Here is a 16,920-nt window from a genome sequence, read left to right on the forward strand (position 1 = left end):
GGAAATATCCCGGGGGAGTTTGAGGGGGCAGCGCCCCCTCATTGCCGAACATGACATGCGTGGCGCAGCCACTCCTCTTGATAGCGGTTCACCCGAAATAGTCGCGCAGGATACGGCCATAGATCGCCTTCAACCTCACGATCTCGTCCACGGGCACGCATTCATCCACCTGGTGCATGGTCTTGCCCACGAGGCCAAACTCCACCACCGGGCAGTGGTCCTTGACGAAACGCGCATCCGAGGTGCCGCCGGTGGTCGACAACTCCGGCACAAGGCCCGTCTCGGCCGCCACGGCGCCGCTCACCAGCGCAGACAAGGCACCGGGAGGTGTCAGGAAACTCTCTCCCGAGACCTTGATCTCGGTGTCGATCTGCACGCCGAAGGCTTCGGCCACCTCTGCCGCCTCGGCCCGCAGCCAGTCGCTCAGCGCCGCGCCATTGTGCAGGTCGTTGAACCGGATGTTGACGATCCCCCGGCAGGTGCCCGGAATGACGTTCGTCGCATCGTTGCCCGTCTCGATCGACACCACCGCCAGCGTCGAAGGATCGAAATGCTCGGTGCCGCGGTCCAGTTCCCGCCCGGCCAGCCGGTCCATCAGCCGCACCATGGCGGGCAGCGGATTCCGGGCGCGATGCGGATAGGCCGCGTGCCCCTGCTTGCCGCGCACCGCCATCCAGGCGCTCATCGAGCCACGGCGCCCGATCTTGATCATGTCGCCCAGCGTCACGGGGCAGGTCGGCTCGCCCACCAGGCAGACATCCATGCGCTCGCCTTGATGCCCCATCCAGTCTAGCAGCGCCCGGGTGCCGTCGCGGGCCGGGCCCTCCTCGTCGCCGGTAATGGCCAGGATCACCGCGCCGTCGGGCGGCGTCTCTGACACGAAATCCACAGCGGCGGCGGCAAAGGCGGCCACGGCGGATTTCATGTCCGTCGCCCCGCGGCCGTAAAGGATGTCATTCCGCTGCTCGGCTCCGAAGGGATCAACACTCCAGTCCGCGAGGTCGCCCACGGGCACAACGTCCGTGTGTCCATTGAAACCAAAGGTCCGTGCCACCCCTTTCGGACCCCAGCGGGCAAAGAGGTTCGGCACGCCGTTCCGGTCCACCCGCACAGTCTCGAAGCCCGCCCGCGATAGCAGGTCGTCCAGCAGGACAAGCGCGCTTCCCTCCTCGGGGGTGACGGTCGGGCAACGGATCAGGTCCGCGGTCAGAGTCACCGGGTCAATGGTCATCGCCTGCCTCCCTGGGGTCCGGTCGTTCGCCCGTGCCTGTGGCCACGGTGCTACAACCCGGGCACCATCCTGCACCTAAAACCCTATTTTGTCTCAAATTTTTCACGGCTTCCACCTAAGATGTCCTCAATAATAATGGCCTGAGGCAGGTCAACGATCGAGCAGCCCCAGATAGGGCATTTTCATAGCATGGCACCACCATATCTGCGTGGATCATGCCTGCTCGGTCCGTTTGACCTGTGCCGGCCAAGGCAAGGGGCAGTCCATGGTTGCAGCGTCCGAGCTGAACTACAACACGAACGCGACCGCCACCCAGATGGCCGAGACCATCTTCGGTGACAGCGTGACCGTTACCGGTGCAAGCTATTCCGGGTCCGGGTATTCGTCCGCGATCTACTCGGGCGGCGACAGCATCTCGCCCGGTGCGACGCCGGGGGATACCGGCGTCATCCTCTCGACGGGGGCCGCCGCCTCCTTCACCAACAGCTTCTGGCAAGCGAACCATACCGGAGCCCGCAGCACCAACACCGGTGGCCCGAACAACGATTCCGACTTCAATGCAATCGCGGGAACGAACACCTACGACGCCTCGTTCCTTGAGGTGGACTTCATCCCAGACGGCGGCACCATGACGATGCAGTTCGTCTTCGCCTCGGACGAATACCCGGAGTTTTCCAACACGGTCTACAACGACATGGTCGGGGTCTGGGTCAACGGCCAGCACGTGCCGCTCTCGGTAACCAACACGGCCACGGCAGTCGGTGGCGTCAATCAGTCGGAAAACCAGAATCTCTACAACGACAACACAAATGACGCCTACAACACCGAGATGGACGGCTTTACCGTCACCATGACGCTGACCATGCCGGTCAACGCGGGCGCGGTGAATTCGATCAAGGTGGGCATAGCCGATGTGGCCGATAGTGCGTACGATTCCAACCTGCTGATTGCGGGTGGCAGCCTGCAGACGGATCTTGTCGCGCAGGACGATGCGATCACCCTGCAAGAGGGCACGACCAAGACGGTCGATCTGCTGGCCAACGACGACAATGTCACCGGCGGCACGCTGACCATCACCCATATCAACGGCGTCCCGGTTTCGGCTGGTGACAGCGTCACCCTTGCGACGGGGCAAGTCGTGACCCTCAACGCCGACGGGACAATCGATCTTGAGACCGACAGCGACAATGACACCGTCAGTTTCACCTACCAGGCCACGGCTGTGGATGGCAGCGGCACTGTACTTGAAACGGACACGGGCTTCGTCACCGCCGAGACCATTCCATGCTTCGTCGCCGGCACCATGATCGCCACTCCCGAAGGGCCAAGGACCATCGAGACCCTTGCCGTCGACGACCTTGTACTGACCCAGGACGGCGCGCCGCAGCCGATCCGCTGGATCGGCCAGCGCCGCGTGGCGGCCAGTGGTCCGATGGCCCCCATCGCGTTCCGTGCCGGTGCCCTGGGCGATCACGAGGCGCTGATGCTGTCCCCCCAACACCGGGTCCTGCTGCGCGACGCCCATGCCGAGCTTATGTTCGAAGCCCCCGAGGTTCTGGTGAAGGCCAAGGACCTGGTGAACGATCGCAGCATCCGCCGGGTCGAAGGCGGCATGGTGACCTACCTGCACCTGCTGTTCGACAGCCACCAGATCATCTGGGCCGAGGGGCTGGCGACCGAGAGCTTCCTGCCCGGCCCGCATATCATGTCGCAATTCGAAACCGACATCGCCAAGGAACTGACGACCCTTTTCCCCGAACTGTCCGACGACGCGCCAGAGACGGGTTACGGGCCAGCCGCCCGGCCCCTGCTGAACACGCGCGAGGCCTCGGCTCTGCTGCGGCAAGTGGCCTGAACACGATGCGCTGGCTTGGTCTCAGGCACCGCCATGACGCGATCTTCGGTCCCAAAGGGCTGGATCACCGGGGTCCGGTGCCGCCTCCGGACGAGGACAGCCTGGTCACCCGGGGCACCGTATTGGTCGAGGTGTCGCTGACGCCCGCGGACCGCCCGACAAACCTTGTCCGCTACTCGGTGCTTGATCCCTGGCCGGCCAGCCTTTCGTTGGTGCATGATCCCGACGGGACGTTCCACTTGCTGATGCGACAGGGTCCACGTCACCTTTCGGCAGCGTTGCGAACACGGCTGGCAGGCCGCACCGACCGGGTCATCCTCACCTACAATTGGGATGCACCGCGGCGACGCGGGGTGCTCGGAGTCTACGTGCCGGATACGCGCGAACTGTGGCAGACGCCGGTGCCTAACCCCTTTCCCATGACGCTGCGCGATCTGGGGCGCATGACACGGGACACCACGGCCTGCCGCCTTGCGGCCGGCGTGTGCCATGTCGCACTGGGCCAAGGCACCTGTCCGATCGGTCCCATGCCAGGGCTCGACCCCACCGCGCTGATCACCACCCCAGAGGGCGACCGTCCGCTGAGCGCGCTGCGGGCAGGTGACCGGGTGCTCGACACCCAGGGGGTGCCGCGCCGGGTACGATGGGCCAGATCCGTCACGTTGCCCACCGCGGGAAGCCAGGCGCCCTTGCGACTGCGCGCCCCCTATCACGGCCTGGGCAAAGACATGATCCTGGCGCCGGACCAAAGGCTGCTGCTGTCGGGCAGCGAGGTCGAATACCTGTTCGGGCAGGAACGCGTGAGCGTGCCCGCGCGCCACCTCGCCGATCGCTATAGTGTCGCACCCGCGTCATCGGTCGCCCCCATCTTCACCTATCGGCAGGTATTGCTGGACCGGCCCGCGGCGATCCTTGCCAATGGTGCCACGGTCGAAAGTTTCGACGCGCAGCCGCTCTTCAGTGACGCGCGGCTGGTAAGCAATTCTGTTCTGGCCGACCTGCCCCGCGCGGACTGGCCGGAAAGGGCGGGGGGCGCGGCGCCCGTGTTGCGGGCCTTCGAGGCACTGTCGCTCAAGGAACCGCGCTACGGCTGACCATCCCCATCGAAAAAGGGGGTCATCTGCGCCACAACCACGCTGTTCTCGTCCAGCGCGCGCTGCATCAGCGCACCTTCCGCCTCCTCGATCTTGTGACCCTCGGCCTCGCGCTCGGCCCGGGTGCCATAGCCTGTGACATCCAGTGGTGCCAGGTCGGCCTGCTTTAGGATCGCCACGGTTTCGCGCACCGCCTCGGCCTCGTCCACGCCACTGGCATAACACATCAGCGCCGCGCCGGTGCTGCCTTCGGGCAAGCCGTCGCCCGCATGGCGCCCAACCTCGACCAGCAGGGTATAGACCTTCTGCTCGCGGGGTGTCTTTTCAGCCATCGTCGGCCTCCTTGTCCTCCCAGCGCGACCGGGTCGCCCAGAGCGAAGAAACGATAAGAACCCCTTGAATGGGTAAGAACCCCAGGGTGACAAGCGCCGCGATCACCGCCCAAAGCGGCAGCTCCTGCGCGTTGACCAGGTCCCGGGCCGGGCCGAAGGCCAGGGCGAAGACCGCCACCAGGCAGGACGCGTCCAGCGCCACGGGCCCCCAGGCCGCCAGCCAGCCGGGCCGGACACCTGCCGCGATCCGGCGTTGGGCCAGGGTCCGGCTGATAAGCATCAATCGCGCAGCAGCTCGTTGATGCCGGTCTTGGACCGGGTCTGTTCGTCCACCCGCTTGACGATCACCGCACAGTAGAGGTTCAGGTTATTCTTGGTCGGCATGGACCCCGAAACGACCACGGAATAGGGTGGCACCTCGCCCATGAAAACCTCGCCCGTCTCGCGGTCAACGACCTTGGTGGATTTGCCGATGAAGACGCCCATGCCCAGAACCGAGCCTTCGCGCACGATGCAACCCTCGACGACCTCGGATCGCGCCCCGATGAAGCAGTTGTCCTCGATGATGGTCGGTCCGGCCTGCATCGGCTCCAGAACGCCGCCGATGCCGACACCGCCTGACAGGTGCACGTTCTTGCCGATCTGCGCGCAACTGCCCACGGTGGCCCAGGTATCGACCATGGTGCCCTCGTCCACGTAGGCGCCAAGGTTCACGAAGGAGGGCATCAGCACCACGCCGGGCGCGATGTAGGCTGATCTGCGCACCACGCAGTTGGGAACGGCGCGAAAGCCCGCTTCAGTCCATTCCCGGTCGCCCCAACCCTTGAACTTGCTGTCGACCTTGTCCCACCAGCCGCTGCCCTGCGGGCCGCCATCCTGCTGTTCCATGTCCTTGATGCGGAAGCCCAGCAAGACGGCCTTCTTGGCCCACTGGTTGACGTACCAATCACCGTTGTCCCGTCGTTCGGCCACGCGCAGCTGGCCGCTATCAAGAGCATTCAGGGTACTCTCGATCGCCTCTCGGGTCTCGCCCCCAGTGGCGGGCGTGATCTGGTCGCGGGTTTCCCAGGCGGCCTCGATGGCGTTTTCAAGTTGGGCGTTGGACATGGGGCATTCTCCGATGCGATATTTCGGTTTCCCGCGCAATAGCCTGTGACGGCGCCTTGGGCAATCGCCCCGTGATCGGCAGTCATTGGACAAGGGGCGCGAAGCCTGCCATCACCAAAGCGACCATGTCCGAGGAGCTGCTCATGACCAACGACCCGCGCCGCCATCCCTTCCGCTACTCGGGCGAGGACCGCCAGGTGGCCGAGCATGTCCCGGATACGCCGCAGACCCGGTCACCGGCCTATCGGCTGGCCTTCACCGACGACGATTTCATGTGCCGCGACGAGCTGCGCCCGGTGCGGTTGCAGCTGGAACTGCTCAAGCCCGATCTGAAGATGAACGAGGCGGGGGTGAATTCCACCATCGTGCTGTTCGGCGGGGCCCGCATTCCGGAGCCTGCGCACAAGGCCAGCGCCCGAACAAAGACGCTCGCCGACCTCTCGCAATACTACGAAGAGGCACGAACCTTCGCGCGGCTGATGACGGAACAATCGGTCGCCGACGGCGGCCTGGAGAACGTCATCGTGACCGGGGGTGGACCCGGCGTTATGGAGGCAGGCAACCGCGGCGCCGCCGACGCGGGCGGGGTGAGCATCGGATTGAATATCGTGCTGCCGCACGAGCAGGCGCCGAACGAATATGTCACGCCGGACCTTTGCTTCAACTTCCATTATTTCGCGATCCGCAAGATGCATTTCCTGATGCGCGCGCGGGCGCTGTGCATCTTTCCCGGTGGCTTTGGCACCATGGACGAGATGTTCGAGACCCTGACGCTGATTCAAACGGGCCGGATGGAAAAGATCCCGTTCCTTTTGTTCGGACGGCACTTCTGGGAACGGATCATCAACTGGGAGGCGCTGGCCGAGGCCGGAACGATCTCGGACGAGGATCTGGAGCTGTTCCGCTACGTCGAGACGGCCGAGGAGGCGGTGGCCTACCTCGAAACCTGGGACGGGGCGGGAGAGAAGCGCGAGACCATCCCGGGCCGCTGACCCCTGCCCCGCGGCTGCAATTGCCCGCTTAGGTGATAGACGCCTCGAGCAGCGGAAAAACGGTGCGTCGCCGGTGCCGGGCGATCAGAGTCCGGCGCCGTTCGCGCCGCCGCAATTCCCGTTCCAGGGCCTGCTCGATCAGGTCTGCAGTGGCGATACCGTCATGAGCGGCGGCCTCTCGCAAAGCCTGGTGCGCGGCCGTGCTCAACCGGGGGATGTTCGAGGTCTGTTCCATGACCCGAGAAATGCACGATTCGTCTTGGCGAATGGTTAATCGCTCGCCAAGCCCGCCTCGGCCGCGATGTCACGGCGCGACCTGCGCGCGCGTTCCGTGGCCGATTTCAACTGTCCGCAGGCCGCCATGATGTCTTCCCCACGGGGAGTGCGTATGGGGCTGGCGTAACCCGCCTTGTAGACAATGTCAGCGAAGCTCTGGATTCGGGCCCAATCGGAGCGTTCATATGGTGCGCTCGGCCATTCGTTGAAGGGAATCAGGTTGATCTTGGCGGGGATGCCCTCGATCAGTTTGACCAGACGGCGGGCGTCCTCGTCGCTGTCGTTGACGTCCTTGAGCATCACGTATTCGAACGTGATCCGCTCGGAATTCGACGCCTTCGGATAGGCCTTGAGCGCCTCAAGCAGGGCCGCGATGTTCCATTTCCGGTTGATCGGCACCAGCTTGTCGCGAACCTCGTCCGTGGTGGCGTGGAAGGACACGGCCAATTGACAACCGATCTCTTCGGCGGTCTTGGCGATCTCGGGGACGATACCGCTGGTCGAGAGCGTGATGCGGCGGCGCGACAGGGCAATGCCTTCGCCATCCATGGCGATCTTCATGGCATCGCGGACATTCTCGAAATTGTAGAGCGGCTCTCCCATACCCATGAGCACGATGTTCGACAAAAGGCGCGGGCCGTTTTCCCCGGTGCCCTGCCCAGGCTCGGGCCATTCGCCCAGATCGTCGCGCGCCATCATGACCTGCCCGATGATCTCTCCGGCGGTCAGGTTGCGTACCAGTTTCTGCGTGCCAGTGTGACAGAACGAACAGGTCAGCGTGCAGCCCACCTGGGACGAAATGCACAGCGTGCCGCGGTCTTCTTCAGGGATATAGACGACCTCGACCTCGTGCCCGCCGGCAATCCGCACCAGGTATTTGCGGGTGCCATCGGCGCTGACGGTCTTCGACACCAGCTCGGGCAGTTCTATCACGAAATGCGCGGCCAGCTTGGCACGAAAGTCTTTGGCCAGGTTCGTCATTTCCAAGAAGTCACGCACACCCCAGTGATAGACCCATTGCCAGATCTGGTTGACCCGCATCTTGGCCTGCTTCTCGGGCGTGCCCATTTCGATCAGCGCATCGCGCAAGCCGGGCCGGGTCAGGCCGACGATATTGGTCGGGCCATCCTCGGGCACTTGCCGCTTGATGGTCAGAACGTCCTGCGTGATCGGGGCCGGGGCCGACATCGGAATACTCGCGTCTCTTGGGGTCAGGTGGGCCTCATATAGGAGCGAAGGTCGAAATCCAAAGAAAATCCACCTATGCGCTCGACATAACTATAAGCCTAGTTATATAATTTGTTGGAAAGGTATCGATATGCGAAACGAAAAAGCCAGTCAGGGATTTGCCGCCATGGGATCTGAGGCGCGGCTAGACGTGTTGCGCTGCCTCGTCCGGGCCGGCCGTGATGGACTGACGATCGGCACGATTCAGGATCGAACGGGAATCGCGCCCTCGACCCTTGCCCATCACCTGAGATTCCTGAAGGCCGCCGGGCTTGTCATCCAGCACAAGCAAGGCCGCAGCGTGATCAACCGCGCGGATTACGATCAGCTGGAGGCGCTGGCGGGGTTCATCCTCAACGAATGCTGTGCCGACGAAACCAGAAAAGTGGCCAACGATGGCTGATACGGAACTGATCGAGCGGCGTGAGCCGCGCCTGCCTGAACGGCTGAAAACTGTCTGGGCCGTGACCGCCCTCGTGCTTCTCGCGGTGGCGCTGCTGGACCCGCCACAATTGCGGCCGACCGTGGAGTTCTCGCTGTCGGCCCTTGGCCGGACCGCGCCCTATATCGTCTTTGCCGTGATCCTGATCGCTGGGCTCAAGGCGACGGGATCGGAAACGCTGGTCTCGCGCGCGTTCCAGGGGCGTGAGGTCCAGGCGATCTTCATGGCGGCCGTCTTCGGGGGGCTGGCGCCGTTCTGTTCGTGCCAGGTCATTCCCTTTATCGCCGCGCTGATCGTTGCGGGGGCGCCGCTGTCGGCGATCATGGCGTTCTGGCTCGCCTCGCCGCTGATCGACCCACCGACGCTGCTTATCACCGCCGCAGCCCTTGGCTGGCCCTTTGCCATCGGCAAGGCGGTCGCGGCCGTCGGTCTCGGCCTGATGGGGGGCTTCGTGGTGCGGGCCCTGACCCATGCGGGACACCTGTCAAACGTGTCTCGCCAGAAAGCGGGTTGCGGGTCCTGTTGTTCTTCGGCGCCCAAGGCCGAGGCCCGCCCTGTCTGGCGCTTCTGGCAAGAGGCGGACCGCCGCGCCACCTTCCGGGGCGAGCTATTGGGCAATGGGATGTTCCTGCTGAAGTGGCTTGCCCTGGCCTATGTGCTGGAGGCCCTGCTGATCACCTATATCCCCGCCGAGGCCGTGGCCGATGTCGTGGGGGGCGAGGGCGTGGTGCCCATCGTTATCTCGGCCTTCGTGGGGATGCCCGCCTACCTGAACAGCTATGTCGCGCCGCCCCTGTTGGCGGGGCTGACCGAACAGGGGATGACCGCCGGCGCCGCAATGGCCTTCATGGTCGCTGGCGCGGTCAGCTCGGTGCCCGCGATGGCGGCCGTCTGGGCGTTGGTCGTGCGCCGGGTCTTCGCGCTTTACATCGCCCTGGGAATCGGCGGGGCGATCCTGTCCGGTGTGCTGTTCCAACTGGCCGTCTGAATGGAAGTTGTCAGCCACAATACGAAGGCGGCGGGCCCGCCGGAGTCCGCCTTTCGCATTGCCGAACCTTTCCATACCTAGCTGGAGCAGCGACTCCCTGCATCTTCCACCGCCGCCGTGAACCCCAGCAGCGAGAAGGTATGCACAACCTGCGTTCCACGGCCCGATTCACCCGTCAGTTCCGCCTCGGCCCCACGCTTCATCGCCGCGACGATCGCGGCGTCATCCTCCGGCGTCGCCGCCCATGCCCATTCGCCCTCGGTGAACAATTCGAAGCTGTCGCCGCCGATCTCAAGGCTGACGGTCGAGCCTTCGTCAAAAGGATAGCCGCCGTTGTAACTGACCTGACCCTGCACGCCTTCTGCGGGTTGATAGGACACGAAGAGCAGAACCTCGCCGGTGCTGGCTGACACCGGGTTGCCGTCGCGGAAGAACTCTTCGGTCTTGGGTGCGGAGACGCCCCAGCACTGCACCGGGTCTTCCTCTACGAAGACCGACCAGTCGGTGTTCGCCGCCACACGATTGGAACTCTCCTCCTGCGCCAACGCAGCCGTACCCGTGCATATGGCCGCTGCCACGGCCAGGCCGCGCGATAGTCGTGAAATCATGTCTACAGCCTCCAAGCTGTCCTTGCCTCTGTCCGGTCGACCCCCGGTGCCTTGTGCCCGCACCTTTTACTCTGGATCGGAGCAGATCAACTCGATACCCCTAGCAGTAGCAAGAAAATGCCAAGATGGGAATTCCCCTGTTTCGGCATGCACCGCGCGGGTTGTCGCGCAGGAAAGGAGCAGCATGGCACGGGCGCAGCACCTCGTTGAACTCTTGCGCGGGGACCTTCTGGAAAGCAGCCATCGGGGCCACGCGGTCATATGCGACGACAGCGGGCAGATCGTGGAGGCCTGGGGCGATCCCGACCATGTCACCTATCCGCGGTCTTCGGCCAAGATGATCCAGGCCCTGCCCCTGGTCGAAACGGGCGCGGCCCGGGCGGCCGGGCTGGCGACCGAACAACTGGCCCTGGCCTGCGCCTCGCATGCGGCGGCGCATATCCACACCGACCGTGTGCGCACCTGGTTGACGGCGATGCGCCTGGACGACGCGGACCTTCTGTGCGGTCCGCAGCCCCCACGCGACCGGGCAGCCAAATTCGAGATGATCCGTGCCGGGGACAGCCCCTGCCGCTATCACAACAACTGTTCGGGCAAGCACTGCGGGTTCCTGACCGTGACGCGCCACCTTGGTGCCGCGCCGGATTACCTGGAGATGGACCATCCGCTGCAGGTCGCCATCAAAGAGGGCTTCGAAGAGACGACCGGGGCCGAAAGCCCCTGCTGGGGCATCGACGGCTGTTCCGCGCCCAACCATGCGACCACAATTCACGCCATGGCCCGCGCCATGGCCCGGTTCGCCAGCGCCCATGACCGGTCGGACTCCCGGTCGAAGGCCATGGTCACGCTACGCGAGGCCATGATGACCCACCCCGAGCTGGTCGCCGGCGAGGACCGCGCCTGCACCCGGCTGATGCGCGCCGCCGGCGGCAAGGCCGCAGTCAAGACCGGGGCCGAAGGCTATTTCATCGCCATCCTGCCCGAGCAACGGATGGGCATCGCGCTGAAGATCACCGACGGGGCGACGCGTGCGGCGGAATGTGCCATGGCGGCCCTGCTGGCACGCCTCGGTGTCGTCGACGCCGCCGACCCGCAGGTTCGTGCCTACCTGAACCCCGAGATCACGAACTTTGCCGGACAAGTGACGGGCGAGATGCGGGCAGCACCGGGCCTCGACGGGCAAGCCCGCTAGGCGGCAAACGCATCCCGAGAGTAGCCCTGCAGGAACAGAAGCGCTGTCAGGTCCCCGTGATTGATGCGCAACGCGCATTGGGCCGCCACGGCGGGTTTGGCGTGCAGGGCCACGCCGCTGCCCGCCCGGCCCAGCATCCCAAGGTCGTTGGCCCCGTCGCCCACGGCCAGAACATCGCGCTCCGACAAGCCCAGGCGGGTCGTGGTCTCTTCCAGTGCCTGCATCTTGGCCTCGCGGCCCAGGATCGGGCGGCCCACGTCGCCGGTCAGTCTTCCAGCCTCCTCCAAAAGCACATTGGCGCGATATTCGTCGAAGCCCAGCGCACGGGCCACCGCGCTTGCAAAAGCCGTGAAGCCGCCGGATACCAGCACCGCGTGGCCGCCGTCGGCTTTCATCGTCGCGACCAGCGCCTTGCCGCCGGGCATGAACGTGATCCGCTCGGACAAGACCTTGTCGATGACCTGCACCTCCAACCCCCGCAAGAGGCCCACCCGCTCGATCAGCGCGCCCTCGAAATCCAGCTCGCCGTTCATGGCGCGGGCCGTGATCTCGGCCACGCGCGAGCCGATCCCGGCCTCGGCGGCCAGTTCGTCGATACACTCCTGCCGGATCATGGTGCTGTCCATGTCGGCCAGCAGCATCGCCTTGCGGCGTCCCTCGACAGGTTGAAGATTCAGATCCACGCCAAGCGCGTCCAGTTCCGCGCGCACCATCCCAAAATTGGCGGGCCGTGCCGAGACTGTGAACTCTGCCGCCTCGTCCGGCGACAGCCAAAGGGCCTCGCCCCCGCCCCAAGCGTTGCGCAGGTTCTCAACAAGGGCCGGCTCCAGCATCCCGGGCCTAGAGATCAGAGTCACGACATCCATGCGGCATCCTTTCCGTTTGCCGCAGGACAACCACAAAACGGCTCAAGGTGCCAGCACGTCACTTGCCGCTGCGAAAAGGTTGGACAAGCAAGCGGTCCAGCCATTGATCCCGACGCGAGCCATAGCGCCCGATCCCGATGCCCATGCCCGCATGGCCCCTGCGAGGCTGGGCCGTATACGTGCCGAACAGTCGATCCCACCAAGGCAGGCAGAACCCGTAATTGCTGTCGGTTTCAGCCCGGATATCGGAGTGGTGGACCCGGTGCATGTCGGGCGTTACGACGAAGGACCGCACTATCGGCTCGATTGCCCGCGGCAAGCGTGCATTGGAATGGTTGAACAGCGCGGTCCCGCTCAACAGGATTTCGAAGACGACGACCGCGAGAGGCATCAGGCCGATGGCCAGTACAACAGCCATCTTGATGGCCATGGAAAGCACGATCTCGACCGGATGGAATCGCAGTGCGGTGCTGACATCGAAATGCGGATCGGCATGATGCATGCGGTGCAAACGCCATAGCACGGGAACCTTGTGAAACATCACATGCTGCCCGTAAATCGCGAGGTCAAGAAGCAACACACCCGCGATCACCGCGAAGGCGCCCGAGACCCCAAGTGCCGGGAAAAGGCCCCAGCCGTTCCGGGTGGCCAGTTCGGCAACACCAACCGCAAGTATGGGGAATAACAGCCTAAGGATAAGTGCATCCAGAACCACCATCGCGAAATTGTTGCCCCATCGGATGACCCGCGGAATCCCGGTCCGGCGCGCAGGTGCGGCGAGCTCCCAGATGGCGAAAGCGGTCAGCAAAACCACGAAGATGCCGGCGCGCCAAAGGGCTTCGTGTTCGATCAAGCTGTTCATTCGATACAAAATATAAAATTTTTCTTATATTACAAGCACCGCAACGTTCCCCCTTGGGCACCTATAAATGAAATGGCGCCCGGCGCTTTGAAAGCGTCGCTTTTAGGCGTTTTTCCAGTTGCGGCAGCGCGGCAAAGGCACTAGGAGCGTCCGTGGGACACCCCTCCCCAACGAGGGGCGCTTATCTGGAAGGGTAGCAAAAATGACCACGACGAAACCGGCGACGCGGCCGGCCAACCCGCGTTTTTCCTCTGGCCCCTGTGCCAAACCCCCCACATGGACGCTCGAGGCACTTTCCGATGCCCCCCTTGGCCGGTCGCACCGGGCCGCGGTGGGCAAGGACAAACTGAAATCCGCCATCGAGACCACGCGAGAGGTGCTCGGCATCCCCGCAGACTACAAGGTTGGCATCGTGCCGGCCTCGGACACCGGGGCCGTCGAAATGGCAATGTGGTCCCTGCTGGGCGAACGGCCCGTCGAGGTCGTTGCCTGGGAAAGCTTCGGCGCGGGCTGGGTCACCGACGCGGTCAAGCAGCTCAGCGTCGAGGCCACGGTGCACGAGGCCGACTACGGCGAGATCGTCGACATGGCCGGGCTGAACTACGATAATGACATCGTCTTTACTTGGAACGGCACGACCTCGGGCGTGCGTGTCCCTTCGGGGCAAGTGATCCCAACGGACCGCGCGGGCCTGACGATCTGCGATGCCACCTCGGCCGCTTTCGCGCAGGATCTGCCCTGGGACAAGCTGGATGTAACCACCTTTTCCTGGCAAAAGGTCATGGGTGGCGAGGCTGCGCACGGGATGCTGATTCTCTCGCCCCGCGCTGTCGAACGGCTGGAAACCTACACACCGCCCTGGCCGCTGCCAAAGATCTTTCGCATGACCAAGGGCGGCAAGCTGAACGCCGGAATCTTCGAAGGAGCGACGATCAACACCCCGTCGATGCTGGCCGTCGAGGATTATCTTTTCGCCCTGGGCTGGGCGAAATCCATCGGCGGGCTGGACGCGCTGATCCACCGCGCCAACACCAACGCACGGGCGATCTGGAATTTCTGCGCCAGCCGCGACTGGATAGACAACCTGGCCGAAGATCCCGCCACCCGGTCGAACACCAGCGTCTGCCTGAAGTTCACCGACGGGCGCATTTCTGACGGTCCGGCTTTCGCAAAGGCCGTGCAGAAACGGCTGGAGTCCGAAGGCGTGGCCCTTGACGTGGGCGCCTATCGCGACGCCCCCGCAGGCCTGCGCATCTGGTGCGGCGCCACCGTCGAGACCAGCGATATCGAGGCACTTCTGCCCTGGCTCGACTGGGCGTTCCAAGAAGAGATCGCCGCCCTTTCCTGACACCATCGCTCATCCGGGTCTTCGCCCTTTCCCCTCGCGATGACGGGCGAAGACCGTGAAGAGCGCCCAATTGACAAGGACCACAGACATGTCCCCCAAGGTACTCATCTCCGACAAACTCTCCGACGCCGCCGTTCAAATCTTCCGTGACCGCGGCATCGAAGTGGATTTCCAGCCCGACCTGGGCAAGGACAAGGACGCCTTGCTGAAAGTCATCGGCGACTACGACGGCCTTGCTATCCGTTCGGCCACCAAGGCCACGGAAAAGATCATCGCCGCCGCGGACAACCTCAAGGTCATCGGTCGCGCCGGGATCGGCACCGACAACATCGACAAGGAGGCAGCCTCGAAGAAGGGCATCATCGTGATGAACACCCCCTTCGGCAACATGGTGACCACAGCAGAGCACGCCATCGCAATGATGTTCGCCGTTGCCCGCCAGATTCCCGAGGCAAGCGCCAGCACCCATGCGGGCAAGTGGGAAAAGTCGAAATTCATGGGGGTCGAACTGACCGGCAAGACCCTTGGCGTGATCGGCGCGGGCAACATCGGAGGTATCGTCTGCGACCGTGCCCGCGGGCTGAAGATGAAGGTCATCGCCTATGACCCCTACCTCTCCGAGGAACACGCCACCGAGATGGGCGTGGAGAAGGTCGAGCTGGACGCACTACTGGCGCGGGCGGATTTCATCACCCTGCACGTGCCCTTCACGGACGCCACGAAGAACATCCTGAGCCGCGAGAACCTGGAAAAGACCAAGAAAGGCGTACGCATCATCAATTGCGCCCGCGGCGGGCTGGTCGACGAAGAAGCCGTCGCCGACCTGCTGAAATCGGGCCATATCGGCGGTGCCGCCTTCGACGTCTTCGCGCAGGAACCGGCTACCGACAACCCGCTGTTCGAGCTGCCGAACGTGGTCTGCACCCCGCACCTGGGCGCGGCGACCACCGAAGCACAGGAAAACGTCGCGTTGCAGGTGGCCGAACAGATGTCGGATTACCTTCTGACAGGGGCGGTTCAGAACGCGCTGAATTCGCCCTCTGTCACCGCCGAGGAGGCCAAGATCATGGGACCCTGGATCAAGCTAGCCGACCATCTGGGCAACTTCATCGGTCAGATGACGGACGAGCCGATCAAGGCGATCAACATCCTGTATGACGGCGAGGCCTCCGAGATGAACCTTGCAGCGCTGACCTCGGCCACCGTGGCAGGTATCATGACCGTGACGAACCCGGACGTGAACGTGGTGTCTGCCCCGGTCATCGCCAAGGAACGCGGTGTCCAGATATCGACCACCAAGCAGGACCAGTCCGGCGCATTCGAGGGCTATATCAAGGTCACCGTTGTCACCGACACCCGCGAACGCTCCATCGGGGGCACGGTCTTTAGCGATGGAAAGCCGCGCTTCATCCAGATCAAGGGCATCAATATCGACGCGGAAATCGGCGAGCACATGATCTATACCACCAACGACGACAAGCCGGGCATCATCGGTGCACTCGGGGCGACCATGGGGGCGCATGGCGTGAACATCGCCAACTTCACCCTGGGCCGCTCGACCGACAAGGGCGAGGCCATCGCGCTGCTCTACGTGGACGAGCCCGTTCCAACCGCCGCGCTGAACGAGCTCAAGGGGACCGAGCTGTTCAAGCAGGTCAAACCGTTGACCTTCAACGTGGATTGAAACCAGAAGGAAGGGTGCCGGATCGGCACCCTTCCGTCCCGAGGACCTTCAAATGCTCTACGCCATCGGCGACATTCACGGTCAGTTGGCCCAGCTCGATCGCGCGCTGGCGCTAACCGAGGCCGATGGCGGGCGGGATGCACCCCATGTCTTTCTCGGTGATCTACCCGATCGCGGGCCCGACACCAGGGGCGTAATCGACCGGCTCATGGAAGGGCAGGCCGCGGGGCGCGACTGGACTGTGCTTCTGGGCAACCACGACCGCATGTTCCTGCGATTTGTCCGTGACGGGGTGGAACACGATCCGGCCATAACCTCCGGCAAGGGCTGGCTTTACCCGGCTTTGGGCGGACCCGCGACGCTGGCTGCCTACGGGGTCATGGCCGACGACCTGACATCCGACCGGCCCGCACTGCTGGCCGAGACCCGTGACGCCGTGCCGAGCGCCCATCTGGACTGGCTTGCGGGGTTGCACCTGTGGCACCGGGCGCAGGGACATCTGTTCGTCCATGCCGGCATCCGCCCCGGCATTCCCGTCGAGGATCAGTCCGAGGAAGACCTGATCTGGATCCGCGAAGGTTGGCTCGACGACACCCGCGACCATGGTGAGATGATCGTGCATGGTCACACCGCGCTGGACCATCCCCGCCACGAGGGCAACCGCATCAACCTTGACGGCGGCGCCGGCTATGGCCGCCCGCTGGTTCCGGCGGTGCTGGAAGATGGCCGCTGGTTCACGCTGTCCGAAGTGGGGCGTCATCCACTGACGCCCCCGGACTGAACTCCCCCGGAGCGGCTTTCGCAGACCGGCCCTGT

General features: G+C 64.2%; 18 protein-coding genes. 9 read left to right on the forward strand and 9 right to left on the reverse strand.

Features of this window, described 5'->3' with window-relative positions:
• Positions 1 to 88: 88 nt before the first annotated feature.
• Positions 89 to 1,231, reverse strand: coding sequence for a succinyl-diaminopimelate desuccinylase (gene dapE / locus VJ897_RS00105; RefSeq protein ID WP_324052103.1), 1,143 nt, complete (start codon positions 1,229 to 1,231; stop codon positions 89 to 91).
• A gap of 265 nt (positions 1,232 to 1,496) precedes the next feature.
• Between dapE and VJ897_RS00110 the strand changes: the two genes are divergently transcribed.
• Both VJ897_RS00110 and VJ897_RS00115 read left to right on the forward strand, forming a co-directional pair.
• Positions 1,497 to 3,086: a Hint domain-containing protein gene (locus tag VJ897_RS00110; RefSeq protein ID WP_324052105.1), complete on the forward strand. Its 1,590-nt coding sequence runs from the start codon at positions 1,497 to 1,499 to the stop codon at positions 3,084 to 3,086.
• A gap of 5 nt (positions 3,087 to 3,091) precedes the next feature.
• Positions 3,092 to 4,180, forward strand: coding sequence for a Hint domain-containing protein (locus tag VJ897_RS00115; RefSeq protein WP_324052107.1), 1,089 nt, complete (start codon positions 3,092 to 3,094; stop codon positions 4,178 to 4,180).
• On the opposite strand, the gene VJ897_RS00120 is transcribed toward VJ897_RS00115, so the two are convergent.
• Genes VJ897_RS00120 through dapD form a run of 3 tightly spaced genes read right to left on the reverse strand, consistent with a single transcriptional unit; the run spans position 4,171 to position 5,619 of the window.
• Positions 4,171 to 4,512 (reverse strand): DUF8846 family protein, encoded by a 342-nt coding sequence (locus tag VJ897_RS00120; RefSeq protein WP_324052109.1) that lies wholly within the window; start codon positions 4,510 to 4,512, stop codon positions 4,171 to 4,173. The genes VJ897_RS00115 and VJ897_RS00120 overlap by 10 nt on opposite strands.
• The gene (locus VJ897_RS00125) at positions 4,505 to 4,792 is read right to left on the reverse strand and encodes a hypothetical protein (RefSeq protein WP_324052110.1); all 288 of its coding nucleotides are present in this window, start codon (positions 4,790 to 4,792) and stop codon (positions 4,505 to 4,507) included. The genes VJ897_RS00120 and VJ897_RS00125 overlap by 8 nt, the downstream gene beginning before the upstream one ends.
• On the reverse strand, positions 4,792 to 5,619 hold the full coding sequence (gene dapD, locus VJ897_RS00130; protein WP_324052111.1) for a 2,3,4,5-tetrahydropyridine-2,6-dicarboxylate N-succinyltransferase: 828 nt from the start codon (positions 5,617 to 5,619) through the stop codon (positions 4,792 to 4,794). Before dapD ends, VJ897_RS00125 begins: the two co-directional genes overlap by 1 nt.
• Before the next feature lie 143 nt (positions 5,620 to 5,762).
• Between dapD and VJ897_RS00135 the strand changes: the two genes are divergently transcribed.
• Entirely contained in the window at positions 5,763 to 6,611 is an 849-nt protein-coding gene (locus VJ897_RS00135; RefSeq protein WP_324052113.1) for an LOG family protein, read from the forward strand.
• A gap of 28 nt (positions 6,612 to 6,639) precedes the next feature.
• Here VJ897_RS00135 and VJ897_RS00140 read toward each other — a convergent pair whose 3' ends face one another.
• Positions 6,640 to 6,846: a hypothetical protein gene (locus VJ897_RS00140; protein WP_324052114.1), complete on the reverse strand. Its 207-nt coding sequence runs from the start codon at positions 6,844 to 6,846 to the stop codon at positions 6,640 to 6,642.
• Between the two features lie 35 nt (positions 6,847 to 6,881).
• Positions 6,882 to 8,075 (reverse strand): dual-specificity RNA methyltransferase RlmN, encoded by a 1,194-nt coding sequence (rlmN, locus tag VJ897_RS00145; RefSeq protein WP_324052115.1) that lies wholly within the window; start codon positions 8,073 to 8,075, stop codon positions 6,882 to 6,884.
• A 130-nt stretch (positions 8,076 to 8,205) separates the two neighbouring features.
• Between rlmN and VJ897_RS00150 the strand changes: the two genes are divergently transcribed.
• Positions 8,206 to 8,517, forward strand: a complete 312-nt coding sequence (locus VJ897_RS00150; RefSeq protein WP_324052116.1) for an ArsR/SmtB family transcription factor — start codon at positions 8,206 to 8,208, stop codon at positions 8,515 to 8,517.
• On the forward strand, positions 8,510 to 9,544 hold the full coding sequence (locus tag VJ897_RS00155; protein WP_324052117.1) for a permease: 1,035 nt from the start codon (positions 8,510 to 8,512) through the stop codon (positions 9,542 to 9,544). Before VJ897_RS00150 ends, VJ897_RS00155 begins: the two co-directional genes overlap by 8 nt.
• Before the next feature lie 77 nt (positions 9,545 to 9,621).
• On the opposite strand, the gene VJ897_RS00160 is transcribed toward VJ897_RS00155, so the two are convergent.
• Positions 9,622 to 10,152 (reverse strand): invasion associated locus B family protein, encoded by a 531-nt coding sequence (locus VJ897_RS00160; RefSeq protein WP_324052119.1) that lies wholly within the window; start codon positions 10,150 to 10,152, stop codon positions 9,622 to 9,624.
• Between the two features lie 184 nt (positions 10,153 to 10,336).
• Here VJ897_RS00160 and VJ897_RS00165 point away from each other — a divergent pair, with 184 nt between their 5' ends.
• A complete protein-coding gene (locus tag VJ897_RS00165) occupies positions 10,337 to 11,344 on the forward strand; it encodes an asparaginase (RefSeq protein ID WP_324052121.1) in 1,008 nt (335 codons plus the stop codon).
• On the opposite strand, the gene serB is transcribed toward VJ897_RS00165, so the two are convergent.
• Together serB and VJ897_RS00175 are read right to left on the reverse strand one after the other, a co-directional pair.
• Entirely contained in the window at positions 11,341 to 12,210 is an 870-nt protein-coding gene (gene serB, locus VJ897_RS00170) for a phosphoserine phosphatase SerB (RefSeq protein ID WP_324052123.1), read from the reverse strand. The two genes, VJ897_RS00165 and serB, sit on opposite strands and share 4 nt — an antisense overlap.
• Before the next feature lie 58 nt (positions 12,211 to 12,268).
• Positions 12,269 to 13,072, reverse strand: coding sequence for a sterol desaturase family protein (locus VJ897_RS00175; RefSeq protein WP_324052124.1), 804 nt, complete (start codon positions 13,070 to 13,072; stop codon positions 12,269 to 12,271).
• Between the two features lie 202 nt (positions 13,073 to 13,274).
• On the opposite strand from VJ897_RS00175, the gene VJ897_RS00180 reads away from it, so the two are divergent.
• From VJ897_RS00180 to VJ897_RS00190, 3 genes are all read left to right on the forward strand, one after another.
• Positions 13,275 to 14,420 carry a phosphoserine transaminase gene (locus tag VJ897_RS00180; protein ID WP_324052126.1) on the forward strand — a complete coding sequence of 382 codons (1,146 nt, stop codon included), beginning with the start codon at positions 13,275 to 13,277 and terminating at the stop codon, positions 14,418 to 14,420.
• Positions 14,421 to 14,508: 88 nt separating this feature from the next.
• A complete protein-coding gene (gene serA / locus VJ897_RS00185) occupies positions 14,509 to 16,104 on the forward strand; it encodes a phosphoglycerate dehydrogenase (protein ID WP_324052127.1) in 1,596 nt (531 codons plus the stop codon).
• A gap of 52 nt (positions 16,105 to 16,156) precedes the next feature.
• Positions 16,157 to 16,885 (forward strand): metallophosphoesterase, encoded by a 729-nt coding sequence (locus tag VJ897_RS00190; RefSeq protein WP_324052129.1) that lies wholly within the window; start codon positions 16,157 to 16,159, stop codon positions 16,883 to 16,885.
• The last annotated feature ends 35 nt before the right edge of the window (positions 16,886 to 16,920 follow it).

The sequence above is a fragment of the Salibaculum sp. genome (assembly GCF_035270045.1).
In the GTDB taxonomy this organism is placed as follows: domain Bacteria; phylum Pseudomonadota; class Alphaproteobacteria; order Rhodobacterales; family Rhodobacteraceae; genus Salibaculum.